This is a genomic window from Bacillus sp. UNC437CL72CviS29, from assembly GCF_000482345.1.
Lineage (GTDB): Bacteria > Bacillota > Bacilli > Bacillales > Bacillaceae_G > Bacillus_A > Bacillus_A arachidis.
The window spans coordinates 84306-109324 of sequence record NZ_AXVB01000011.1; the positions used below are offsets into that span (position 1 = coordinate 84306).

A 25019-nucleotide genomic window follows, 5' to 3' on the forward strand; every position below is an offset into this window, starting at 1 on the left:
TGAAGATTATGTAGTTGATGGGCAAATTGAACTATTAGTAGAAGAAAGGTGAGAGAGAATTGAAAGTCAAATTGTTACTAGAAGAAATAAACAATGTTCCAAAGGGAAATATTAGATTGGATATTTCTGTAGAAACAGATGGGGAGATTGAAGAAGTCTATAAGAGAATAAAGGGGTTATTTATTCAAAAGGGAAGTTTTAAAAAGCAATTATTGTCATCTAGCGCAGAACTTCATGCAGATAGAATGGTATACACGTTACCAATTTCTGAGCTGTCAAAAATAATGAATGATGGAAAATTAAATCTTTGTTTACAACTGGATCAGGATATAATTTCTATTCCTATATATAACAATATAAAGGAAGATTTCTATATATGTCTAAAACAAACAGTATTTCAATTGAGTACTAGTGATTCGATTGAAAAAGTTGTTGAGTTTAGTAGAAAAGATTCCGTAAGTATTATAGTTTCTGTAACTGAAGTTAGTGAAAATAAGGAAAAAGATCTCCTAATACTAGGGGATTTTTCACCAGAGTTTAAACGTAAGGAAGTATGCTTAAAAGAGTTGTTCTTGGAAAATAACCTTACAAAAGAAGTTAGGAAACTAGCTGGTTTAAAAGTGAACAGTCATACAAATGAATATCAAGCAATATTAGAGTTAAAAGGCAATCCACTATATGACGGCAATTGGGAAATGTTTTGTTCAGGAACCTTTAATGATAAGCCTATATCAATAAAGGTTAAATACACAAAAGCAGATAAAGTAGTGGGCAGTTATTTTAGTAATCATGATCAATTATACTATCATGTGTTTTCTCGTAATAATAAACATGAAGTAGTTATGAGTATTGAAAAGAATACAGAACAAATGGTTTCTGCCCAAATTGACAATGTAGAATTGGATCAAAATAAGTTAATTATTGAAGGGGAAGTTCAATTTCAAAGCTCCATAGATACGGAAAATCAAAGAGCGGAGTTGCTGTTTATTCAACGAGGTACCAAAAGAGAACTATCTTATCCTATTTCTGTAACAGACAAATATTTTGAATCAATTGTCGATTTTGGGGAAGAGAATGTCTTTTGGGAAAAAGGGATTTGGGATATATTTGTAAGCTTTGAAGTACAGGGGATCAGAGATAAAGTCAAATTAAATTTAGATTCTAAATCGGATTTTGTGATTATTCCTAGGACAGTTTACAATCAGTCTAGTGGTGTAAAGAGAATTCGACCATATGCGACTTTAGACGATAACCTAGCACTATTAATTAGGGATGAAGGAGTATATTGTGATGTAATCAGTGTTGATTACGAGGCTAGCAATTTGATAGTAAAAGGTTTTATAGACATTCCAGATATTGATTATGTTGTAAAAAACGTGTATCTGTATGAAGAGTCCCTCGATTTGAAAATGAAATGTATAAGCGAATTTGTAAAAGAAGATGAGGGATATTATTTTAATAGTTCATATAATTGGAATGCATTTGATATTGGGCGCTATGGTGAATTGAATTTAAAGTTTATGATTCATATTGAGAGTGATGGGCATAGTATTGAGTTTAGTTTGGCTTCTAACTTAGATGATATAGATAATAAGGCTAAAGCAATTATCTATCCACCATTAAACCAAAATATTAATGGGTATCCGATGCAAATCCTGCCATATTACACAAATCAAAATGAATTATCGGTAACTGTACAAAATTCTTTACAGGCATATTGTATTGCAATGGATTCCAAAAATAACAATATTAACCTTGTTATTTGTTCAATGACTGAAGAGCAGTTTGAAGTTCAGGATACAAGGTTAATTTGTATAGAAAGAAACACAGGCCAAACTTTTATACAAAATGGTAAGCTGAATAAGTTGAATGAGTATCAATTTGATATTGATAGATCACTTATACAAACAAATGAAGTTCAGGATGCAGGGAAATGGGATGTTTACTTTGCTGCAAGGATTAATAATAACGAGGTTAAAACAAGGGTATTGTGTAATGATATAAATATTATAAACCAGAACTCTACTTTTAAGTCGAATGCAATAAAAGTTGGAAGTGAGTTATACGGTTCTATATTCTTTGAAAAAAAGAATAAGACGATGTCGTTTGAAACGCGAAACTTAAAGGCCCATGAGAAGAAAAAGGAGAAAGTAAGATTCTTAATGGCTAAAGGGATTGCTAAAATATGGAGTAAATTTAGGAAGAAACCAGTATGGCTTATTGGTGAGAACTTAGGAGAGGTTGCGCAAGATAACGGATTTGCCTTTTTTGAATCATGTGTTAAGAAGAATGTTTCAGAAGACTATTATTATGTAAGTAAAGCGGAGAATAAGAATATGGATAATCTAGAGCCATATAAAGCTAAGGTTATTCGCTATGATAGTTTTAAACATCTTTGCTTATATCATTTAAGTAATTATCTTATTGTAAGCCATGGAATTCGAGATGTTATTCCAAATATTGTTCATCCTAAAATGGGTAGTAACACAAAGCCAATTATTTACTTACAACATGGTATTATTGCAATGAAAAAGTTAGAGTTCAATAGCAAATCGTATAACGGAATGATTAAAAAGTTTGTCGTTTCTTCTACGCATGAAAAGAACATTTTGATAAATAAAATGAATTTTAAAGAAAAGCAAATAATGACTACAGGCTTAGCTAGATTTGATTCACTGGTGGATAAAAGTAAGGATAAGAAAAGTAGGGAGATTCTACTTATGCCTACATGGAGAGAATGGATAATTGGCTCAAAAGAAGGGTTTTTAGAATCAGATTTCTTTGTATATTATCAGGGATTATTGCAGGATAAAAGATTACATGATTTGCTTGAAAAAAATAATTTAGTACTTAAATTCTTCCCACATATTGAAATACAAAAAAAATATAAGGATGAATTTACAAACTTAAATGAAAGAATACAATTTGTTAAACTTGGTGAAGAGAGTGTAAAAGAACTGATTCAAAATAGTTCTTTAATGATTACGGATTACTCAAGCGTTGTCTTTGATTTTAATTATTTGAAAAAGCCAACAATTTTTTATCATTTTGATGTGAATGATTATTTGAAACACAGAGGATCTTATGTAGATTTAAATAAAGATTTAGTTGGAGATATAGCATATACAAAAGAAGAAGTAATAAAATCCATTAGTGAATATGTTAAAAATGATTTTAAATACAAACCTCAGTATCTTATTAAATCTAAAAAGTATTATGCTTACCATGATGAAAAGAACTTTGAACGAATTTATAAAGAAATTAAAAAAATATCAATGAAAAAATAAAGAAATAGTGAGGTATGGACGGGTGAAAATTACTTTCCTTGTATATAATATTTACGGAATGGGAGGAACTGTAAGGACAGTTGTGAATACTGCTAACTATTTTGCCTCTCAAAACTATGATGTAGAGATTGTTAGTGTTAGGAGAACGAGTGCAAAACCGATGTTTGATATTGATAAAAAAGTAAAGCTTACTCCTATTTTTGATGCTAGAAGAGGAAAACTATTCGGAAGAAACACACCTCTTTATCAGAAAGTAATAAAGAAAATTTTATTGAAAATGCCTAGTTTTTTCATAGATAAAAGTGAAGATTTATATCACATGTTCAATCTTTTTGTTGACTTTAAAATTATTGCTGCACTAAGAAAAATTAATGAAGGTATCTTAATTACAACAATACCATCATTTAATATCTTAGCAGCTAGGTTTGTAAGTAATAATGTAATCAAGATTGGTCAAGAACATAAGTATTTTGGTGGCCATGAAAAATGTTTACAAAATAAAATTGAAAAATATTATGGGAAATTAGATGCTTTAACATGCCTAACAGATTCGGAAATTAACGACTATCAATCGCTCTTAAAAGGGACTGGGGTAAAGTTATATAAAGTAGAAAATGCTACAGCAATCCCTGAGGAAACAGCTGAATTGGATAAAAAAGTAGTGATTGCGGCGGGTAGGTATGTGCCTCAGAAAGGTTTTGACCTTTTAGTCCCTGCATTCGCTAAAGTTATAGGGAAATATCCAGATTGGAAGCTGAAAATATTTGGTTCGGGGGAAGATGAACAACTCCTTCGACAACAAATTTTTGATTATAAAGCTTATAATAATATTTTTCTAATGCCAAAAACGAATGATATTATTGGTGAAATGCTTAATTCATCAATTTATGTTTTAAGTTCTAGATACGAACCTTTTGGGATGGTTATCATTGAAGCTATGTCAGTAGGAGTTCCGTGTGTAAGTTTTGCTTGTACAGGTCCTGTTGAAATAATTAAAAATAAAGAAGATGGATTGCTTGTAGAGGAAGGAAATATTGATGAACTTGCCAATTCATTAATGACTTTAATGGAATCTGAAGAATTAAGAAAAGAGTATGGCCGCAAGGCTAAAGAGAATGTTGAAAGATACACTTTTAATGTCGTTGGTGACAAGTGGGAAAACATTTTAGAAGAGCAAGTACAAAAGAAGTTAAAAAAGAATGGTAAGGTATTATCAGAGATATCAATATAATACTTTATTGATTCTGTATTAGTAATATCTGCATTCATAGAATAATAATGTGTGAAATATGAATAGGCAAAAATCATAAAATTAAAACAAGGTATATATGGATAAATTATTCCACATCGAGTGTAATTCAATTATTTGATGTTTTTTATAACGGTTAAATTTTATGGTTTATATAAATATGTTTTAGATTACTAGGAGGATTACCATTGAAAAAAATAAGAAAAGCTATTATTCCAGCTGCAGGATTAGGAACTCGATTCTTACCAGTAACGAAAGCAATGCCGAAAGAAATGTTACCGATTGTTGATAAACCAACAATTCAATATATTGTGGAAGAGGCAATTGAGTCTGGCATTGAAGATATCATTATTGTAACGGGAAAAGGAAAACGTGCAATTGAAGACCATTTCGATCATTCTTTTGAGTTAGAACAAAACTTACTTTCAAAAGGAAAATATGAAATTCTTGAAAAAGTACAAGAGTCTTCAAAAATCAATATTCATTATATCCGCCAAAAAGAGCCGAAAGGTCTAGGGCATGCTGTTTGGTGTGCTCGTAAATTTATTGGAAATGAGCCGTTTGCGGTACTACTTGGTGATGATATTGTTCAAGCGGATACGCCGTGTTTACGCCAATTAATGAATCAATATGAGAATACACAATCATCAGTAATTGGTGTTCAAGCTGTTCCAGAGAATGAAACACATCGCTATGGTATTATTGATCCGTTAGAGCAAAAGGATAGAAGTTATCAAGTGAGTAAATTTGTTGAAAAACCTGCTAAAGGAACAGCGCCATCTAATTTAGCAATTATGGGACGTTATGTGTTAACACCAGAAATCTTTACGTTCTTAGAAGATCAACAAACAGGAGCTGGTGGGGAAATTCAATTAACAGATGCGATTCAACGTTTAAATGAAATTCAACGTGTATTCGCATATGATTTTGAAGGAAAACGCTATGATGTTGGAGAAAAGCTTGGTTTCATTCAAACAACTATTGAAATGGCACTGCAACATGAAGAGCTAAAGAAAGAGCTATTAGATCATATGAAGAAGTTAGTAGAAAACGAAAAGGTTTGTAACTAATTTTTAATTGGGTAATATGCATATGACTATATGATCTTTACTTCCTTGAAACAATTATTTATGAGATTGTGTGTGAATTTATATGAAGATAATTGAATGTAATATTCTGAGGAGAGAGTGAAGTGGACGTATAAATTTATATTGACGAGGGTATTATCAAGAACTAAAATGAATAATACATGAGTATATTATGATTAACAAAACAAAACGTTTGTTTTTATTAATTAAATCTATACTTAAAAAGTTCAATTTTCTTATCTTGCATTAAATTACATTGAATATATATAAATATTAATTTAAATATACGTGTTAACGCTGGGATAAATATGTACAATTTTGATTCATTTTCCCTGACTATGAAAAGTAAATATACATAGGTATATTGTTAAAACCTTATAGAGTAAGGATTTGTTTAAAAGACTGTGCAATGTTCTATGTGGATGATACTAACACTAATTCCTTCGTATTGTGACATGAAATAATGTAACAATACGAAGGAATTTTTGAGGAGTTATTCATGCTTTAGGTCAGTCATTGTAATAAAAATTAGAAGTGATTTTGTACATTTTTAAATAATTGAAAATATGTATATTTGGATGGCGATTTGTAAATATATTCAGATGTAAAATAAATGATGTTGTTCAATATATATTTAACTTCATTTTTAATTAAATAATAGTGGAGGGGAAGTATGGAGAAGGAAATAAATTTAAAAAGTTTGTTTAATGTTATAAAAAGAAGATTTTGGATTATCGCAGTAATCACACTATTGGCCGGATTCGTTGGTGGGATATACAGTTTTTTTATGAAAACGCCTTTATATTCGTCTTCCGCAAGGATCCTTATTCCGGCAAATGCTGAAACAATGGGTACACTTAAAGTGATGATTAAAGAACCTGTTGTTTTAGAAAAAGTAGTTCAGCAACTAAATTTGAAAAAATCAGCAGGCGCATTAAGCGGGCAGATAAATGTTGGAAAGGTAGAAGAATCGCAGGTTATCACTATAACAGCTGTAGATACTAATCCAGTACAGGCTGCTCAAATTGCTAATGTTACAGCAAATGTTTATAAAGAAGAAGTAAAATCTGTTATGAATTTTGGAGGTGTTCGTGTCTTAACAGAAGCGAACGAAAAAGGAAACCCTTCACCAATAAATTTAAATCATGCAGGTACGATAGAGCTGGCCATGGCTGTCGCATTTATATTGAGTATAGGGATCGTTTTCTTATTAGATTCCCTTGATGAAACAATTAAATCCGAACGTGATATTGAGAAGTTACTACCGATCCCTATTTTGGGAAGTGTTTCCCAAATGAAAAAAAATAACATAGTAGATCAAAACAGTAAGAAAGAAAGTGTAATGGTAGGAGGAAAAACATTTGATTCTTAATAAAAAACAAAGTCGTCCTCTTGATAATAGTAATTTGATTGCGCATACAGCTCCGAATTCGAAGGTTGCTGAGGAATATCGAACAATTCGTACTAATCTTCAGTTTGTATCTGAAGCAGATAAAAAAAGAACTATAATAATTACTTCTCCTGGATATGGGGAAGGGAAAACCATTACTGTGGCAAATTTGGCGGTTTCTATGGCCCAGCAGGATGAAAAGGTCTTAGTCATTGATGCGGATTTAAGAACTTCAGAATTACATAAAATTTTTGGAATAGAAAATAGATCGGGATTAACAAATGTTCTAGAGGGGAAAGCAACGCTAGAGAAGGCGGTAATTCAGACGAAAATCAAAAATGTGCATGTTTTAACAAGTGGTTCTGAAGTTAATAATCCGGCTGAGCTGCTTAGCTTACCATCCATGCAAGATTTAATTAACAAAGTAATCGAACAATATGACGTTATTTTATTTGATTCTTCACCTCTTCTGGAAGTAACAGACACGAGTATACTAGCTAGTCAGTGTGATGGTGTATTGTTGGTATTAAATTGCAATAAAACTGCTAGTGAAGCAGTAGTTGAAGCAGAAAGAGTGTTAGGTTTAAGCAACAGTAGGTTTCTAGGAGCTATTTTGAATAAAAAGGTATAAGAGATTTATTCAAATCAGTTATGCGGGAGATGCTCGTACAGTACTTTTTAGTCCATGGGGTAAGGAGGAAGGACATTCTTCGGTAGAGAATGAAAGGTCACCTATAAAAAAAAGTATAGGGTACGGTGATGTCTCCTTACCGCTATCAATGGAGGCACTCGATTATGCTGTGGGTTAAAAGACCTTAGACGTTAGTCGTCAAGAGCGTGATGTGAGGGAGGGTTAAATGCCCGTATTTATTTGAAGTTTCTGTCTAGAAAGTCTTTTTGAAGGATCTTGTAGACAGGAACTTTGTATTAGTTATTCATTTATTTCCTTCATTAAATCTTTAGTTGGGTATATATAAATAAAAATATCAGTTGCAAAAAATTGAGAGAGGGGCTTATTATGACGTATCATCAAAGGTTGTTTCTATTAATTTTAATAGATTCCTTAATTGTATTAACCACGATTTTCTTTAGTCGCTTTTTAGTAAGTGCTGATTTCCATGTCATAACATTGCCTATTGTAGTAAGTGCACTGACCTTGCTTCTTAGCCATCATGTTTTTTCTTTTATTTATAAGTTATATAAAAAAGCATGGGAGTATGCAAGTATAGGCGAACTATTCATTGTTTTGAAAGCAGTTACACTTTCTGTTATCACAACAGCAGTAGTACAACAGATATTGCTCCATGATATTTATTTCCGTCTGCTTGTTGTAACGTGGATGATTCATGTTTTACTGATTGGAGGATCACGCTTTCTATGGCGAATATTTAGAGATGCATATATTAAAAAGGGTGACGACAAAAAAAGAACAATGATTATTGGGGCAGGTTCTGCGGGAGCAATGGTTGTACGACAGCTTTTGAATAATAATGAAACAGAATTACTGCCTGTTGCCTTCATCGATGACAATATAAAGAAACATGGATTGGATATTCTTGGGGTACCAGTAATCGGAGGGGTTAAACATATTGAATCTGCTGTTCAGCAATTAGATATTGATAATATCATAATAGCAATTCCGTCGCTTAGCAAGAAAGCATTAAATACGATTTTCCAAGAATGTTCCAAGACAAAAATAAAAACACAAATTCTCCCAAGGTTAGAGGATTTAATGACTGGGAAGGTTTCAGTAAATGAATTTCGTGATGTTCAGGTAGAAGATTTATTAGGGCGTGAACCTGTTGAATTAGATATTGAAAGTATTTCAGGTTTCATTACTGATAAAGTTATTTTGGTAACTGGTGCCGGTGGTTCAATTGGATCTGAAATTTGTCGTCAAATCGCAAAATTTAATCCAAAACAATTGGTTTTATTAGGCCATGGGGAAAATAGTATCTATTCTATTGAAATGGAATTAAAAGAGCTATACAGTGACACCGATATTATCTTTACTACAGAAATTGCTGATGTACAGGATGATATGAAAATGATGTCAGTCATGAGTCAATATCATCCTCAAGTTGTTTATCACGCTGCTGCACATAAGCATGTACCCTTAATGGAACGTAATCCTGAAGAAGCGGTAAAAAATAATTTGATCGGGACAACAAACGTAGCAAAAGCAGCAAGTTGGCATGGCGTGGAGACGTTTGTAATGATTTCTACAGATAAAGCTGTGAATCCTACGAGTGTAATGGGAGCGACAAAAAGGCTTGCTGAAATGGTAATCCAAAACTTAGATAAAACAAGTAGTACGAAATTTGTGGCTGTACGATTTGGAAATGTATTGGGGAGCCGTGGTAGTGTTATACCACTGTTCAAAAAGCAAATTAAGCAAGGAGGACCAGTGACTGTCACTGATCCAAAAATGATTCGTTACTTTATGACAATTCCAGAGGCATCTAAACTTGTAATACAAGCCGGGGCATTAGCTAAAGGTGGGGAGATATTCATTTTGGATATGGGTGATCCTGTCAAAATAGTGGATCTTGCGAAAAACTTAATTACATTATCAGGACATTCATTAGATGAGATACAAATAAAGTTCACTGGAATGAGACCTGGAGAGAAGCTTTTTGAAGAATTGTTGAAAAAAGAGGAAGTACATGAGCAACAAATTCATCCTAAAATTTATATAGGTAAAAGGTCTGATCTTTACATAAAAGAAATTGAAGAAATTATTCAAACATATCATAATATTGAAAAATCAGAATTAAGAGAAGAGCTATTGAAATTGGCAAATAGTCGTATAGTTCTGCAAAATATAGTATGAATGTCAATTTGAGTACGTGTGCGTAGATACGTATTTTATTATTTAAAAAAATGAAGTATGTGCAAGTTGGTTAGACAGATTATAACGAGTGTAGGGTGATATATGTGAGAAATAAAGTATTATTCTGTGCAACAGTTGATTTTCATTTTAAAGCTTTTCACTTGCCGTATATGAAATGGTTTAAAGAACAAGGGTGGGAAGTTCATGTTGCTGCTGCTGGCAACATGGAACTTCCCTACGTGGATAAGAAGTATGAAATTTCTATCCAAAGATCACCTTTGCAGTTCAAAAATATTAAGGCCTATAAAGAATTGAAAGCTATTATTGATGAAAATGGATACAAAATTATTCATTGCCATACACCAATGGGGGGCGTGATTACACGTTTAGCGGCAAGAAATGCTAGGAAATATGGCACGAAGGTTTTATATACTGCTCACGGGTTCCATTTTTGTAAAGGTGCCCCGCTTATAAATTGGTTATTATATTATCCCATTGAAAAAATAATGGCAAATTACACAGACTGCCTGATAACAATAAATCAAGAGGATTATAATCTGGCTGTTCAGCGGCGTTTCAAAGCAGTTAAAATTGAACCGGTTCACGGAGTGGGAGTAGATACAGAATACTTTAAACCAGTTGATGAGATTCAAAAGCTTTGTATAAGGAGTGAGATGGGATATAAACCTAATGATTTCTTGATGTTCTATGCGGCTGAGTTTAATAAAAATAAAAATCAACAATTTTTGATTCGGTCATTGGCTTTAATAAAGGATATTGTCCCAAACGCAAAGCTCCTATTAGCTGGAAACGGTCCCTTACTAGAGGATTGTAAAGACTTGGCCAAACAAATTGGCGTATATGAAATGGTGGACTTTCTTGGTTATCGAAATGATATCCCAAAATTTTTGCCAGCCTGCGATATTGCGGTTGCATCGAGTCTTCGCGAAGGTTTACCGGTTAATATTATGGAGGCAATGGCTTGTGGGTTGCCAATAATTGCAAGTGAGAATAGGGGACATTTGGAGCTTGTAGAAGATGAAGTAAATGGTCATATCATTTCCAATCAAGATGCTCAAGTGTTTGCTTTAAAAGTAGTAGAAATGAGCAAGTCAAAGGAATTACTTGTGAAAATGGGTATTGAAAGTAAGCGGAAAGTACATAAATATTCGATTATTCAAGTTAAATCGGAATTGAGTTCTATTTATGGGAAATATATTCTGGAGGAAACGGATGAAGCCGAAAGTAAGTATAATAGTTCCTGTCTATAATGTTGAAAATTTATTAGGAAGATGTTTAAACAGCTTAATATCACAAACACTTGAAGATATCGAAATCATCGTGGTAAACGATGGCTCAACAGATAAGAGTGCAAATATACTTAATGAGTATGCAAAGAAAGATAAAAGGATTATAGTGATTGAAAAAGAAAATGGTGGTGTTTCTTCAGCAAGAAATGCAGGTATACAAACTGCGAGCGGGGAATATATTGGGTTTGTTGATCCGGATGATTGGATAGACATGGAAATGTATGAAACCTTGTATAAGGAAGCAGTTCAAGGTAAAGCAGACGTTGTTATGTGCACATATACTCGTGAATTTGGAAGTCATTCAAAAGAGAAGAAATTTGATCTTCCTGAAAAAATTTGTTATGAAGGCGAAGAAATTAAAGCAAATGTAATGAGACGTTTAATCGGTCCTATAAATGAAGAAATGGGAAATCCAGAATTCTTAGATGCGTGGGGCACTGTTTGGTCAAAGCTTTATCGTTCTGCGGTTATTAAAGAAAATGCTATTCAGTTTGTGGATTTGAGTTATATTGGTACAAATGAAGATTCATTATTTAATATACAGGTGTTTTATTATATAGATCATTTTGTTTTCTTAAACGAGCCATTTTATCATTATTGGAAAACAAATACGGCTTCGGTGACATCTAATTACAAATCGGAATTGATGAACCAATGGTTTAACCTGTATGACATCATCGAGAGATTTTTAAAAGATAAGGGGCTATCAGGGAATTTCCAATTAGCTTTAAATAATCGTATTTGTCTTAATACGCTCGGACTTGGTCTGAATACAATCAGTAAAAGTAATCGTGTATCTCCATTAACGAAATTTAATATATTAAGTAAAATACTGAATGATAATCGTATAAAACGTTCTTTTAAACAATTAGAAATGAATTACTTTCCGATTGTTTGGAAGGCGTTTTACTTTTGTGTAAAATACAGATTTACTGCAGGATATTATTTCATGTTAGTGGCAATAGATTCACTCAGAAAGATGATTAGATAGGGGTGGTACTCTTGAAACCTATTCGTATACTTCAAGTAGTTACCGTCATGAATCGTGGCGGGCTTGAAACTATGTTGATGAATTATTATCGAAGAATAGATCGCAGTAAGATTCAATTTGATTTTATGGTACATAGAACAGATAAGGGACATTATGATGATGAAATTGAGGAGCTTGGTGGAAAAATTTATCGAATGCCACAGATACGCCCTGGAAATTATCGACGTTACTTTAAATTACTCAATGAGTTCTTTGCTACTAATCCTGAGTATAAAGTAGTACATTCCCATATCAATGAGAACAGTAGTTTTGTATTAAGAGCAGCAAAAAATGCAGGTGTTCCGTGCCGTATTGCTCACAGTCATTTGAGTGATTTAGGTATCGACATAAAACTTCCTTTTCGATTATATGCACGATTCACAATGAAAGAAAATCCGACTGCATATTTTGCATGTTCAAAAAAAGCAGGGGAATGGTTGTTTGGGAAGAAAAGAGCAAACTCTAATGAAGTAAAAGTTCTAAATAACGCAGTGAATGCTGCAGAATTTAAATATAACGAAAGTAACAGAAATAAGGTAAGAGAAGAAATTGGAGCAAACGATAATACGTTAGTTATCGGGCATGTAGGAAGATTCAATAAGCAAAAAAATCATGAATTTTTAATAGATATTTTCCATGCTGTACATAAAAAGAACCCAGAATCCATACTGGTTCTCATAGGAGAGGGTACTCTACGTGCAAGCATTGAAAAAAAAGTCGCTGACTTAGGATTGTCTTCTAAAGTCAGATTTCTAGGAACTAGAACTGATATCCCGCAATTGATGCAAGGATTTGATGTTTTTCTATTTCCATCGCTTTTTGAAGGCTTGCCAGTTGTACTAGTGGAAGCACAGGCTGCTGGTTTAAATTGTGTGGTGTCTGATGCAATTACTAGTGAATCTAACTTGACTGGTCGAATGAAATTCATGAGCTTAAAGAGTTCAACGGAATTATGGGCAGATTCAATTCTTTCCTCATCATTAGAGCATGAGGATACAACAAATGTAATGCAAAATAAGGGCTATGATACGGCTACTATGGCAAATTGGCTGACAGATTACTATTATGCACATGCCTATAAATAATAAAAATTTGATGCAGGAGGGGTTGCAATGACACAACTCTTAACCATTTTTACGCCTACATATAATCGTGCATATACCCTTCATTTATGTTACGAAAGTTTAAAGAGACAAAAATGTAAAGATTTTATTTGGTTAATTATTGATGATGGCTCTACTGATAACACAAAGGAGCTTATAGATACTTGGATTGCAGAAGATGTCGTTCCCATTCGTTATCATTACCAAGAAAATCAAGGTATGCACGGAGCACACAATACCGCTTATGAATTAATTGATACAGAGCTAAATGTTTGTATAGACTCGGATGATTATATGGCTGAAGATGCAGTTGAAAAGATTGCTTCATTTTGGAAGACACATGGAAGCAAGAAGTTTGCTGGAATAGTCGGTTTGGATGCGAAACAGAATGGGGAGATCATTGGAACAAAAATGCCATCTAATATTCAGGCTTCCACACTATCAGGTTTGTATGGTCTTCATGGGGTTAGAGGCGATAAGAAACTAGTTTATCGTTCGGAATTGACAAAAAAATCTTTGCCATATCCTATATTTTCAGGAGAAAAGTACTGTCCGCTCAGTTATAAGTATATTTTAATTGATCAACAATGTCCTTTACTTATTATGAACGAAGTCTTATGCCATGTGGAATATTTAGATGATGGTTCAAGCATGAACATGATTAAACAATATAAGAAAAATCCGCGTGGGTTTTTATTCTTCAGGAAGGTTGCTATGAAGTATGCTCCTTCTTTTAAGGAGAGATTTCGAGAATCCATACATTATGTATCGAGTAATCTAATGATTAGAAATTATGCTTTTCTTAAAGAATCACCATGTAAGGGCACGACTCTCTTGGCGATACCTTTCGGGATTCTTCTCTATCTTTATATACAGAATACGAGTAATAAAACCATTTCGAAGCGTCATTAGGAAGGTAAAGACGTGCGGGTAATTGCTGTTTAAGGTTGCAATCATTGGCTGATGAATCTGTTGATATATTTATGTATAAATATATCTATTTTTTCAGTGTCTTTGCTTGTCTAAGTTACTTGCTTGTTTGCTGTGTGGAAGGAGTTATGGAATGACTATATTATGGATAAACCTTTTTGTAGTTTACATTTTATCTTTTTTTGCAAGGTATTCTGCAAAGAGCATGAGCAACGGGATCGTTCCGGTTCAACCAAATAAGATGCTTAGTTTCTTGGCAATGGCATCTCTTGTTATTGTATCGGGACTTAGAAATAATATTGGTGATACTTATTTTTACATGTATTCCTATGCCCACAATGAATTCAGTTGGAGCAATATTGATTTTTCAGGGGATTTTGGATTTGATATTTTACAGATGTTTCTGCAACATTTCTCAAAAGATCCGCAGATTATGATATTTTTTGTCGCTTTAGTAACAAATGTATTAATTGTAATAACTCTTTATAAATACTCCCGAATGTTTGAATTAGCTTTATTTGTATATATTACAGGTGGAATGTATTTGGTATCCATGAATGGAATCAGACAATTTTTAGCAGCATCCATTGTCTTTCTGGCCACGAAATATATTTTTAATGGAAATTGGAAAAAATATATTTTAATTGTACTTTTAGCAGCTATGATTCATAAGTCAGCGCTTATCTTAATCCCAATTTATTTTTTGGTTAGGAGAAAGGCTTGGGCTTGGGATACGTATGTATTGCTGTTCTTCTCGGTCATTATAGTAATTGGGTTTAACCAATTCTCATCCGCTTTGTTCTCGGCATTAGAATCAACTCAGTATGGACACTATAAGAACTTTGCAGAGGGAGGAGCAAATGTATTACGTGTTGCAGTTAGTGCTGTGCCAATAGTTATTGCATATCTTGGCAGAGAAAAATTAAGAGAAGTCTTTCCGAAAAGTGATTACATTGTAAACATGTCTTTAATTGGTTTAGTGTTTATGATTATTTCAACGCAAAATTGGATATTTGCAAGGTTTACCATTTATTTCAGTTTATATCAATTAATTTTAATTTCATGGATTGTTGTATTATTTTCTAAAAAGGATAGGAAGTTTGTATATTACGGACTTTTATTATGTTATCTCATTTATTATTTTTATGAGAATGTAATAAGTTTAGGTATCATTTATACAAGTAAATATATATCTTTATAGATTTTTAAGTAACCCCTACTTTTAAGTATAAATTTAAGCATATCGGGGAGAGTGTATCAATTGGAGAACGTGAGGAAAATTCCATCAATCATACATTATTGTTGGTTTGGTGGTGGAGAGAAACCTGAGATCGTACAAAAATGCATAGATAGCTGGAAGAGGAACCTCCCAGAATATGAAATTATTGAGTGGAATGAAAAAAATTTTGACATAGAATGTAACCTATATGTCAAAGAAGCCTATGATGCGAAAAAATTTGCATTTGTAAGTGATTATGTAAGAGTATATGTTCTTTATAAGTTTGGAGGTATTTATTTAGATACTGATGTAGAGGTATTTAAACCTTTTGATAATATGCTTCATCATGATTCATTTTGGGGATTTGAACAAGAAAATTATATAGCTACAAGTACTATAGGGGCTATGAAAGGAAATAAGTTAATTAAAACATTTTTGGATTCATATGAAGGGAAAGAGTTCATCAAAGAAGATGGAAAACATGATGAATTAACCAATGTGGCTATTGTAACGAATATACTAAAAAATGCAGGGTTAAAATTAAATGGAGAATATCAAGAAATAAGCGGTATGGGGGCCTTTTATCCACAAACTTATTTTTCTCCATATGATTATATCAATTGCAGAAAATTTATAACTGAAAATACATATGCAATGCATCATTTTTATAAAAGTTGGTTGCCGCCCAAAGTAAGAATCAAGGGTAATATAAAATTGATCTTAGCGAAAATAATAGGTGGAAATAATATTGCTAGGCTAAGAAAGTACATAATAGGAAAAAAAGGTTTTAAGGAGAATACACATGATTAATGTATTCAAGAAAATTATTCAAACAATAGTTGCAGAAAGCCGTAATAGAGGGCTGTACTTTACTGTACTAATGAATATTTCACATATAATTGGTGCATTAAGAGGTGCCTTCTATAAGGTAATATATTTTCGTAATATAAAGTGTTCAATCTTTTTTCTCCAAGCAAATAGCAAGATTGAGATCTTTAATAAGCGTTCAAAAGTTAATATTGGAAAGTTTGTATTTGTAAGAAAGAATGCCAGCATGAGACTGGATTTTGACGGGGTATTAGATATAGAAGAAAAAGTGTTTATTAATGATAACTGTAATATCAACTGTGTAAATAGAATATCGATTGGAAGAGGTACAAAGATAGGACCCAATGTGTGCATTAATGACCACGATCATAATTATAAAGACCCTACAGATGGTCATCTGGTAAAAGGTGAAGTAAAGATAGGGAAGAATGTTTGGATTGGTTCTAATGTAGTTATATTGAAGGATACTGTTATAGGCGATAATACCGTAATAGCTGCCGGAAGCGTTGTAAAAGGGCGTATTCCTTCTAATACGTTATTTGTGAATAAAAGAGAGAATATCTGTATTGATCGCACTAGTTTAAGCAGTTAATGAAAAGTTTATTCCATATGAATTCACATACTACGATTGCTTTCATTTACTTACATCAAAACAAAACATGAATGTGAGGAAGCGTATGAAAAAAAATGTTTTAATCTCTATCTATGATATGGAGATAGGTGGAATAGAGAGAAGTCTAATTAATATGTTGGAAAGCTTCGACTATGATACATACAACATAGATTTATTGATTTTTAATCATAGCGGAGAGTTCTTAAATCTAGTACCTAATAAAGTTAACGTACTACCACAGATAGGTGGATATACCGTCTTTAGGAAGTCAATTGTGCAATGTATACGTGGAGGATATTTTGGGGCAGTAATCACAAGAATAATCAGTAAGTATATGGCAGGCAGAATATCAAAAAAGAGACAGTTAAAGGAAGGTTCGGGATATATTCAGATGCAGCTTGTGTCAAAATATGCAGCATATTTTTTGCCTAAACAGAAAAAAAAATATGACGTTGCGATTAGTTACGCATGGCCACACGATGTTTTAGCTGATAATGTCAGCGCTGATAGGAAGGTTGCTTGGATTCATACAGATTATAGCACACTAGAAATTGATAATAAAATTGATTTTTCTATGTGGAATAAATTTGATTACATAGCATCTATATCAGACGAATGTACAAAGACGTTTTTAACTGTATATCCATCGCTAAAAAATAAAATTGTACAAATAGAAAATATTACTTCACCCCAATTTATTCGAAATATGGCTGAAAGCACTGTGAATTTTAATAAAAAAAATAACGATACCTTTAATATTTTATCAGTTGGAAGGTTGTCATATGCGAAAGGGTTTGATGTTGCTATACAAGCTCTTAAAGCATTACATAATAAAGGATTAAACAATATAAAATGGTATGTGATAGGATACGGATCGGATGAATCTATCCTTAAAGAACTGATAATGGAACAACAGTTAGAAGACAGTTTTATACTATTAGGCAAACAAACTAATCCATATCCGTATATGAAGTTATGTGATTTATACGTTCAACCGTCCAGATATGAGGGAAAGGCAGTTACGGTTACGGAAGCTAAAATCCTTGAAAAGCCTATATTGATAACTAATTATCCTACTGCGGCCAGTCAATTGGATGATGGAATTGAAGGCGTTATATGTGATTCAAGTGTAGAGGGGTTAGTCGAAGGTATCGAAAATTTATATAGAGATGATGAGCTAAGGAAAACATTAATCAATAATTTGCGAGATCGAGATTATAGTAATAACGCTGAATTAAATAAGTTATATAAAATTATCCCGCATTAACGGGCAGTAAGACCCCCACCTCAAAATTCGGCAAAAACAAAGAAGTTAGGTGGGAGATCAACGGCCCGTAAAAACCCGATTGGTTCAACTAATAATCATTGGGGGATGAAGAAAATCCTCAATGATTAAAGTTCCACTTTATAAGCGCCTAACCAATTCATACATCAAGTATAGGGGATAATAATAGAGGTGTATTTATGATAGTGGCGTAAGAGATTTCCCATAAAGGTGTGATTAGGCATGAGCCAAAAAGTAAGTGTAATAATACCAGTTTATAACGTAGAAAAATATATCACTCAGTGCATAGAGTCACTTTTAAATCAAACACTTCAAGAGTGTGAGTTTATATTTATTAATGATGGTTCAACAGATAACAGCAGAGAAATAATTGAGAAGTATAAGGAATTAGATGACCGGATTATACTTATCAATCAAAGAAATCAAGGTGTAAGTGTTGCTAGAAATAGGGGCTTACATTTAGCGGTTGGGGAATATGTTGGATTTGTTGATGCTGATGATTCTGTAAAAAGAGATATGTATAGGGTGTTATATAATTCGGTAAAAGAAAGTAATTGTGATGTAGTTATATCAAATTTCGAGAGTGAAACAGAAGGGCATAAGGTAACTACAAAATATCCATTTCCTATAGATACTGTTCTCAAAAGGGATTATATAGATCGAGAATTATTACCTTATTTTCTGAAGGCAGATAACTTGAATACCGTTGTAAATAAGATTTATCGAAATAATGTAATCAAGGAAAATGACGTTAAATTTCCAAATGGAATTGCATTGGGGGAAGATGGAATGTTTAACGTTGAATTTTTTAGTGTTGCAACCCGTATGAAATATATCAATTATGCAGGTTATCACTATAGGGAAGTAGCTGGTAGTGCTACTAGAAATATATCGAAAAGAGATTACTTTCAGAGGGCTGTAGAAGTATATACTATGGAATTGCCTAAAATATATACTGATAAATTTAATAAAGTAAAAATAGATCAATTAAAATCAATAAAGTTTATTAATAGTGTAATGTCCTATATACACGTTTATTTTACACCGTCTAAAGATGTAAGTTTCAGTAAGCGGTATAAATACGTAAAAAGTATGATACAAAATAAACATGTGAGGGAGGCACTACCTATATATTATAGTGAAATTTATAGCAAGCTAGGAAGATATGAGCGGCTAATAATAAATTTAATAAAGAGACAATCAACGGTTGGGCTATATTGCGTCACAGCCTACAGTAGATTCAGAAATAAATAATAGTGAGGGAGTTTAAGTATGAAAATCATGATGTTTGCCCATGGCGGAAGTCTGAATAGAGGGTGTGAGGCTATTGTTCGTTCCTCTACTAATATCATAAAAGAAGAGATAGATGAAGCAAAGATATATTTGATATCAAGTAAGCCGGAAACAGATAAGATTATAACAAAGTTAGATGGAATATATGATGGTTCTACTAAGAGTATAGCAAAGTACTCATATGATTGGTGGATGGCTTTACTTAAAGTAAAAATGTTTAATGATGAATCTTATGCAATAGCTAAAATGGAAGATAATATAATTAAACATATAAAGAATATGGATGTATGCTTATCTATAGGCGGAGATAATTATTGTTACGGGGAGCAGCCTGCATTGTATGAAATAGATAAAAAAGTAAAAGCAGCAGGAAAGAAGTTAGTGTTATGGGGATGTTCTATAGGTGAAGAGGATATGTCGGAGAGAAAGTTAGGTGACTTAAAACAGTTTGATTTAATATTAGCTCGTGAAACTCTTACCTATAATATGTTGAAAAACAAGGGACTGAATAATGTTAAATTGTGTGCAGATCCTGCATTTACCATGGAGAAAGAAGAGTTGGAATTACCTAAAGGATGGCAAGAGGAAAATACAATAGGTCTTAATTTTAGTCCACTTGTATGGAATAGAAATAAGGATTCACAAGTTGCGGTAAGAGATTTAATTAATCATATACTAGATACTACAGATTCAACAATTGCCCTCACACCGCATGTTATGCAGGATGGGAATAATGATTATGAGGTTCTGCATACATATTATGAGGAATTTAAAAATACAGGTAGGGTAATTATATTACCAAACAATTTAAATGCAATACAATATAAAGGCTATATAGCTAGGATGCGATTCTTTATAGGAGCTAGAACACATGCCACGATAGCGGCTTACTCAAACTGTGTTCCAACTATGGTATTGGGATACAGTATAAAATCGAAGGGAATAGCTAAAGACTTATTTGGAGAAGAGAAATTAGTCTTAAATATAGAAGAAATATCTAATAGTAATAAATTAAAAGCTAAATTCGATGAGATGGTAAGAGAAGAAGATCAATTAAAACGAAAACTAGAGCAAACTATGCCTAATATTAAAAGAATGTCATATAAAGCGGTAGAATACTTACAAGAATTAGCTAAGTAAATCGAGGTTATATTATGAAAAAAAATTTATTATTTGTTATGCCTAGTCTATCTGCTGGTGGTGGAGAAAAAAGTCTGGTAAATTTACTATCCCAAATAGATTATCAGTTATATAATGTGGATTTATTTTTGTTTAACCATGAAGGTATATTTATGGAATTTGTACCAAAAGATGTACAAATTTTGCCTATACCAGAAGCATATAAGACGTTTACTTTACCTTTGTTTAAATCGGTCAAAGCATTTTTATTAAAAGGAGAAATATCACTAGCATATAATAGATGTATGTTCACTATGAAGAATAGAATAGGAAAAAATACATCGATAAAGGAACAATGCAGCTGGAAATATATTGCTAAGTCTTTAAATGAAATTGAGAAACAGTATGATGCTACTATAGGGTTCTTAGAAAAAACCGCTACATATTTTTGTGTAGATAAGGTGAAAGCACATAAAAAAATAGGATGGGTACACATTGATTATAATAAATTAGGAATGGATTCGAACTTTGATGTTTTGTACTTCAAAAAGCTAAACAATATAGTTACAGTATCGGAAGAGTGTGCCAACATTCTAAAAAATAGATTTCCTAATCAAAAAGATGAAATAAGTGTTATTTACAATATTGTATCACCGACAATGATACATAAAATGGCTAATCAAGAAAATAAGGATGTTTATGTTAAGCAAGATAATGAAATTATTATCCTTTCGATAGGTAGGTTGCACTATCAAAAAGGCTTTGAAATGGCTATAGAATCCTGTAAGAAATTAATAGATAAAGGATACAAAATAAAGTGGAATATTATAGGTGAGGGGGAAGAAAGAGAACAACTGACTAATTTGATAAAAGCAAATAAATTAGAAAATAATTTCAAATTGTTAGGGTTAAAATCTAATCCTTACCCGTATATAAAACAAGCAGATATTTATGCACAGACATCTAAATTTGAAGGGAAATCTATAGCAATTGATGAGGCAAAAATATTGAATAAACCTATACTTGTTACTGATTTTAGTACTGCGAAAGATCAAATTGACAACGAGATAAATGGATTAATTGTAGACATGAAACCAGAGGCTATTGCAGAAGGAATTGAGAGACTTATAAAAGATATAAAACTAAAGAAAACATTAGTAAGTAACCTTTCGAAAGAGAAATTAGGAACGGAAGAAGAAATATATAAGTTATATGAAATTCTATAATGGGTGAAGTTCATGAAAAAAAATATATTATTTATAATGAATAATCTAAATTGTGGTGGGGCTGAAAAAGCCCTAATTTCTTTATTGGAAGTTATAGATTATTCTAAATACAAAGTAGATTTATTTTTATTCAAGCATGAAGGAATATTTATAAATAAGTTACCAAAAGAAGTCACTGTATTACCAGAACCGATAAAATATAAATATTTTGATATGCCCATAAAAAAGTCTTTTACAGAATTAATAAAAATAGGAGATTTTAAAACGATATTTTCTAGAGGGGTATTAGGTTATCTGGCTAAGACAGAAACAAATGGGGCCATAATTGAACAAAAAATATGGAAATATATATCAAAATCGATAGGTGAAATCAATGGGGAATACGATGTAGCTATAGGATTCCAGGAAAAAAACCCTATATATTTCTGTGTAGACAAGGTAAAAGCGAAAAAAAAGATTGGATGGATACACACGGATTATAACAAATTAGGGATTGATTATAGCAAAGAAAAATTTTATTTTGGTAAACTGGATCATATAGTGACTGTATCAGAAGAGCTAGTAAATATTTTAAAAGAGAATTTTCCTGAACATGAACAAAAAATTGGGTGTATACATAATATAGTTTCTTCCAGAATGATAAGGAAAATGTCATTAGAGAAAGTTGATTTTAAAGAAGAGAACGATAGAAGTATATCATTAATTTCGGTAGGAAGATTGGCTAAAGAAAAGGGATTAGATATCTCTTTAGAAGCATTTAATATACTCATAAAAAAAGGGTACGATCTTACATGGTATTTGATTGGGGAAGGCAATGTAAGAGAAGAACTTGAAAGAATTATAAAGGAAGAAAAACTGGAGAAAAGAGTAAAATTATTAGGTGTAAAAGAAAATCCATATCCATACATAAAACAAGCAGATATATATATGCAAACATCTAGATATGAAGGTAAATCTATTTCTATAGATGAGGCAAAAATACTGGCAAAGCCAATATTAATTACTAATTTTGAGACAGCTAATAATCATATAAGAAATAATATCAATGGAGTAATTGCAGAGATGACCCCTATGTCAGTGGCAAATCATCTTGAGTTATTAATAAAAGAAGAAAAGTTAAGAAGTAAGTTTATCGATAATCTCAAGAAAGAAGAATTGGGGACAGAAGATGAAGTGGATCATTTGTATAACTTAATAAATGGTTAAATATAGCATTTAAAAATAAGTTAAATAATACATCCATTGGAGGTCATTATGTTAAGTCGGGTAAAAAAATCCTAAATGGTAAAATTAGGAATCATATCCCTTGAAGATTTAACAATAGAAGCGTGTGTGCAAAGAGTTATGAAGATAGGGAAAAATTGTAGTGGATTAGCTGGAAGTACAATTGACTATGCTCATTGTTGGCTAATAGAAATAGGTGATAATGTTACATTTGCCCCCAAGTATATCTCCTTGCACATGACGCCAGTACGAAACGATATTTAGATTATACAAAAATAGCGAAAATAAAAATAGAAGACAATGTATTTGTAAGAGCAAGGGCCTTAATTATGCCTGGGATTACAATAGGGAAAAATGCTATTATGGCTGCGGGAAGTGTAGTAACAAAATCAGTTCCAGAAGGGTACATTGTTGGGGGAAATCCAGCGGAAATTATAGGGAAAACAAAAGATTATATCAATAAGCACAAATTAAATCTAGAGACAGCACATCGTTATGATAAAAGCTGGACAATAGGTGAGAATATCACGCTAGATATGTGTACCAAAATGTCAGAAGCATTAGGTAGTACTGTTGGATATGTTAAATAAGTATTTAAATTATTTTTACATTGAAAGGGCAATATAAAGATGATATTTCAAATTTTGAGTTGCATTGTAATTTTTATTATTCTAATGATTATTACCATAGATGTAGTACCTGTAATAAAAGATTGGGTACTGAGAATTCATATGGGGAGATATGAGGATAAATCCATATGGAATAACACTATAACGAAAAAAGGGTCTAAGTGGTTACTAAACACACCAAAAATAAAAGTAACAGACAATACAAGATTAGTTGTATTAGATATGCTGAAAGGAAATTATACGAAAAGTACGATACAACATTGGCAAGAAGCATCATTAGTATTAGGTTTATCTGAGTATTTAAGACATAATGATGATAAGGAAATGAAATATGAGATTGAAAAATTTTTGAATTCAAAATTTGATAGTAGTGGTCAATGGCTAGAAAAACCTAAGCATATAGATGGAGCTATACTCGCTTACGCTATTATGAAGTTGGATCATATCGACATAAACAAATATAAAAAGGCATTAGATTATACATGGGAAATGATTAAAGATCATATAGGTGAAGACGGCACAGTAGAATATAGGAAGTTTATGAAGAGCTACAGATATGTAGATACTATAGGATTTATATGCCCCTTTTTAGTTTGTTATGGTACTAGATATAACGAGGAAGAATGCATAGATTTAGCAGTGAAACAAATTAGGGAGTATGAAAAGTACGGAATGTTACATAAACATTCGCTACCATGTCATGTCTACAAGATAGAGAATAAAGTCCCTCTTGGATTATATGGATGGGGAAGAGGTCTTGGTTGGTTTGCTATTGGTCTTATAGATGCTTGGAATGAATTGCCCCAAGATAGTAAATATAAATTATCACTTGAGGAGAGTGTTAAAAGGTTTGCGAAAACTGCAATGAGTTTTCAACAAGATAATGGAAGTTGGAATTGGACTGTAACTAGAAATGAGAGTAGGCCTGATTCTTCTGCTACAGCTACACTTGGATGGTTTATGTTAAATGCTTCAAAGATAGATGAAATTTCAAGTGAATGCATGGATAGTGTAGAGAGAGCTATGCATTATTTAATGCAAGTTACAAGAAAAGATGGAGCAGTTGAATTTTCCCAAGGAGATACAAAGGATATAGGAGTATATTCTACATTGTTTAATATTCTGCCTTTTACCCAAGGATTTTGTATGAGGAGCATTAATTTATATTTAAATAAAAATTAAGTATAAATAATGTATAAGATAGGTTTTTATAAATTAGATGGATATGTTAGGAAGTTAATAATTTTGGTTGAATGAAGTAAGACATGATTTCCCGCCAGTAGAGTAAAATCTGTGGTGCTTTTTTTATGGGAAAATGAAATAAAAAGGTGAAAGTAATAGATTATATGAGAAGTAAGCAAGG

At 32.2% G+C, this 25019-nt stretch carries 21 protein-coding genes; all 21 read left to right on the forward strand.

Going from position 1 to position 25019, the window contains the following annotated elements; translation table 11 throughout:
- Window positions 1–59 precede the first annotated feature (59 nt).
- The 21 genes from M014_RS0111675 to M014_RS0111770 all read left to right on the forward strand — a co-directional run bounded on the left by M014_RS0111675 (window position 60) and on the right by M014_RS0111770 (window position 24838).
- Entirely contained in the window at window positions 60–3287 is a 3228-nt protein-coding gene (locus M014_RS0111675) for a CDP-glycerol glycerophosphotransferase family protein (RefSeq protein ID WP_026591893.1), read from the forward strand.
- Between the two features lie 22 nt (window positions 3288–3309).
- A complete protein-coding gene (locus tag M014_RS0111680) occupies window positions 3310–4518 on the forward strand; it encodes a glycosyltransferase family 4 protein (RefSeq protein ID WP_026591894.1) in 1209 nt (402 codons plus the stop codon).
- A 206-nt stretch (window positions 4519–4724) separates the two neighbouring features.
- Window positions 4725–5606, forward strand: a complete 882-nt coding sequence (galU, locus tag M014_RS0111685; RefSeq protein ID WP_026591895.1) for a UTP--glucose-1-phosphate uridylyltransferase GalU — start codon at window positions 4725–4727, stop codon at window positions 5604–5606.
- Window positions 5607–6297: 691 nt separating this feature from the next.
- A complete protein-coding gene (locus tag M014_RS0111690) occupies window positions 6298–6996 on the forward strand; it encodes a YveK family protein (protein ID WP_026591896.1) in 699 nt (232 codons plus the stop codon).
- Window positions 6986–7645, forward strand: a complete 660-nt coding sequence (locus M014_RS0111695; protein WP_026591897.1) for a CpsD/CapB family tyrosine-protein kinase — start codon at window positions 6986–6988, stop codon at window positions 7643–7645. Before M014_RS0111690 ends, M014_RS0111695 begins: the two co-directional genes overlap by 11 nt.
- 387 nt (window positions 7646–8032) lie before the next feature.
- A complete protein-coding gene (locus M014_RS0111700) occupies window positions 8033–9847 on the forward strand; it encodes a polysaccharide biosynthesis protein (RefSeq protein ID WP_026591898.1) in 1815 nt (604 codons plus the stop codon).
- Window positions 9848–9951: 104 nt separating this feature from the next.
- The gene (locus M014_RS0111705) at window positions 9952–11118 is read left to right on the forward strand and encodes a glycosyltransferase family 4 protein (RefSeq protein WP_026591899.1); all 1167 of its coding nucleotides are present in this window, start codon (window positions 9952–9954) and stop codon (window positions 11116–11118) included.
- Window positions 11081–12148 (forward strand): glycosyltransferase, encoded by a 1068-nt coding sequence (locus M014_RS0111710; protein WP_026591900.1) that lies wholly within the window; start codon window positions 11081–11083, stop codon window positions 12146–12148. Before M014_RS0111705 ends, M014_RS0111710 begins: the two co-directional genes overlap by 38 nt.
- Before the next feature lie 11 nt (window positions 12149–12159).
- Window positions 12160–13272: a glycosyltransferase family 1 protein gene (locus M014_RS0111715; RefSeq protein ID WP_026591901.1), complete on the forward strand. Its 1113-nt coding sequence runs from the start codon at window positions 12160–12162 to the stop codon at window positions 13270–13272.
- A gap of 27 nt (window positions 13273–13299) precedes the next feature.
- Window positions 13300–14202 carry a glycosyltransferase family 2 protein gene (locus M014_RS0111720; RefSeq protein WP_026591902.1) on the forward strand — a complete coding sequence of 301 codons (903 nt, stop codon included), beginning with the start codon at window positions 13300–13302 and terminating at the stop codon, window positions 14200–14202.
- Between the two features lie 151 nt (window positions 14203–14353).
- Complete coding sequence (locus M014_RS0111725; RefSeq protein ID WP_026591903.1) at window positions 14354–15421, forward strand: EpsG family protein; 1068 nt, start codon at window positions 14354–14356, stop codon at window positions 15419–15421.
- 60 nt (window positions 15422–15481) lie between these two features.
- On the forward strand, window positions 15482–16249 hold the full coding sequence (locus M014_RS0111730; protein ID WP_026591904.1) for a glycosyltransferase family 32 protein: 768 nt from the start codon (window positions 15482–15484) through the stop codon (window positions 16247–16249).
- Window positions 16242–16859: an acyltransferase gene (locus M014_RS0111735; RefSeq protein WP_026591905.1), complete on the forward strand. Its 618-nt coding sequence runs from the start codon at window positions 16242–16244 to the stop codon at window positions 16857–16859. The genes M014_RS0111730 and M014_RS0111735 overlap by 8 nt, the downstream gene beginning before the upstream one ends.
- 85 nt (window positions 16860–16944) lie before the next feature.
- The gene (locus M014_RS0111740; protein ID WP_026591906.1) at window positions 16945–18147 is read left to right on the forward strand and encodes a glycosyltransferase; all 1203 of its coding nucleotides are present in this window, start codon (window positions 16945–16947) and stop codon (window positions 18145–18147) included.
- Window positions 18148–18387: 240 nt separating this feature from the next.
- Entirely contained in the window at window positions 18388–19419 is a 1032-nt protein-coding gene (locus tag M014_RS0111745) for a glycosyltransferase (protein ID WP_026591907.1), read from the forward strand.
- Window positions 19420–19437: 18 nt separating this feature from the next.
- On the forward strand, window positions 19438–20598 hold the full coding sequence (locus tag M014_RS0111750) for a polysaccharide pyruvyl transferase family protein (RefSeq protein WP_026591908.1): 1161 nt from the start codon (window positions 19438–19440) through the stop codon (window positions 20596–20598).
- 14 nt (window positions 20599–20612) lie between these two features.
- Complete coding sequence (locus M014_RS0111755; RefSeq protein WP_026591909.1) at window positions 20613–21803, forward strand: glycosyltransferase; 1191 nt, start codon at window positions 20613–20615, stop codon at window positions 21801–21803.
- A 12-nt stretch (window positions 21804–21815) separates the two neighbouring features.
- Window positions 21816–23009, forward strand: a complete 1194-nt coding sequence (locus tag M014_RS0111760; protein WP_026591910.1) for a glycosyltransferase — start codon at window positions 21816–21818, stop codon at window positions 23007–23009.
- Window positions 23010–23084: 75 nt separating this feature from the next.
- Complete coding sequence (locus M014_RS30070) at window positions 23085–23291, forward strand: hypothetical protein (protein WP_231503933.1); 207 nt, start codon at window positions 23085–23087, stop codon at window positions 23289–23291.
- Between the two features lie 65 nt (window positions 23292–23356).
- Window positions 23357–23617, forward strand: a complete 261-nt coding sequence (locus M014_RS30075) for an acyltransferase (protein ID WP_231503934.1) — start codon at window positions 23357–23359, stop codon at window positions 23615–23617.
- A gap of 39 nt (window positions 23618–23656) precedes the next feature.
- Window positions 23657–24838, forward strand: coding sequence for a glycoside hydrolase family 88 protein (locus tag M014_RS0111770; protein WP_026591911.1), 1182 nt, complete (start codon window positions 23657–23659; stop codon window positions 24836–24838).
- Window positions 24839–25019 lie beyond the last annotated feature (181 nt).

Coding starts and splice junctions, on each gene's coding strand:
- M014_RS0111690 (WP_026591896.1), top strand. CDS start 6,298: ATGGAGAAGGAAATAAATTTAAAAAGTTTGTTTAATGTTATAAAAAGA.
- M014_RS0111700 (WP_026591898.1), top strand. CDS start 8,033: ATGACGTATCATCAAAGGTTGTTTCTATTAATTTTAATAGATTCCTTA.
- M014_RS0111710 (WP_026591900.1), top strand. CDS start 11,081: ATGAAGCCGAAAGTAAGTATAATAGTTCCTGTCTATAATGTTGAAAAT.
- M014_RS0111720 (WP_026591902.1), top strand. CDS start 13,300: ATGACACAACTCTTAACCATTTTTACGCCTACATATAATCGTGCATAT.
- M014_RS0111725 (WP_026591903.1), top strand. CDS start 14,354: ATGACTATATTATGGATAAACCTTTTTGTAGTTTACATTTTATCTTTT.
- M014_RS0111735 (WP_026591905.1), top strand. CDS start 16,242: ATGATTAATGTATTCAAGAAAATTATTCAAACAATAGTTGCAGAAAGC.
- M014_RS0111740 (WP_026591906.1), top strand. CDS start 16,945: ATGAAAAAAAATGTTTTAATCTCTATCTATGATATGGAGATAGGTGGA.
- M014_RS0111745 (WP_026591907.1), top strand. CDS start 18,388: ATGAGCCAAAAAGTAAGTGTAATAATACCAGTTTATAACGTAGAAAAA.
- M014_RS0111750 (WP_026591908.1), top strand. CDS start 19,438: ATGAAAATCATGATGTTTGCCCATGGCGGAAGTCTGAATAGAGGGTGT.
- M014_RS0111755 (WP_026591909.1), top strand. CDS start 20,613: ATGAAAAAAAATTTATTATTTGTTATGCCTAGTCTATCTGCTGGTGGT.
- M014_RS0111760 (WP_026591910.1), top strand. CDS start 21,816: ATGAAAAAAAATATATTATTTATAATGAATAATCTAAATTGTGGTGGG.
- M014_RS30070 (WP_231503933.1), top strand. CDS start 23,085: ATGGTAAAATTAGGAATCATATCCCTTGAAGATTTAACAATAGAAGCG.
- M014_RS30075 (WP_231503934.1), top strand. CDS start 23,357: ATGCCTGGGATTACAATAGGGAAAAATGCTATTATGGCTGCGGGAAGT.
- M014_RS0111770 (WP_026591911.1), top strand. CDS start 23,657: ATGATATTTCAAATTTTGAGTTGCATTGTAATTTTTATTATTCTAATG.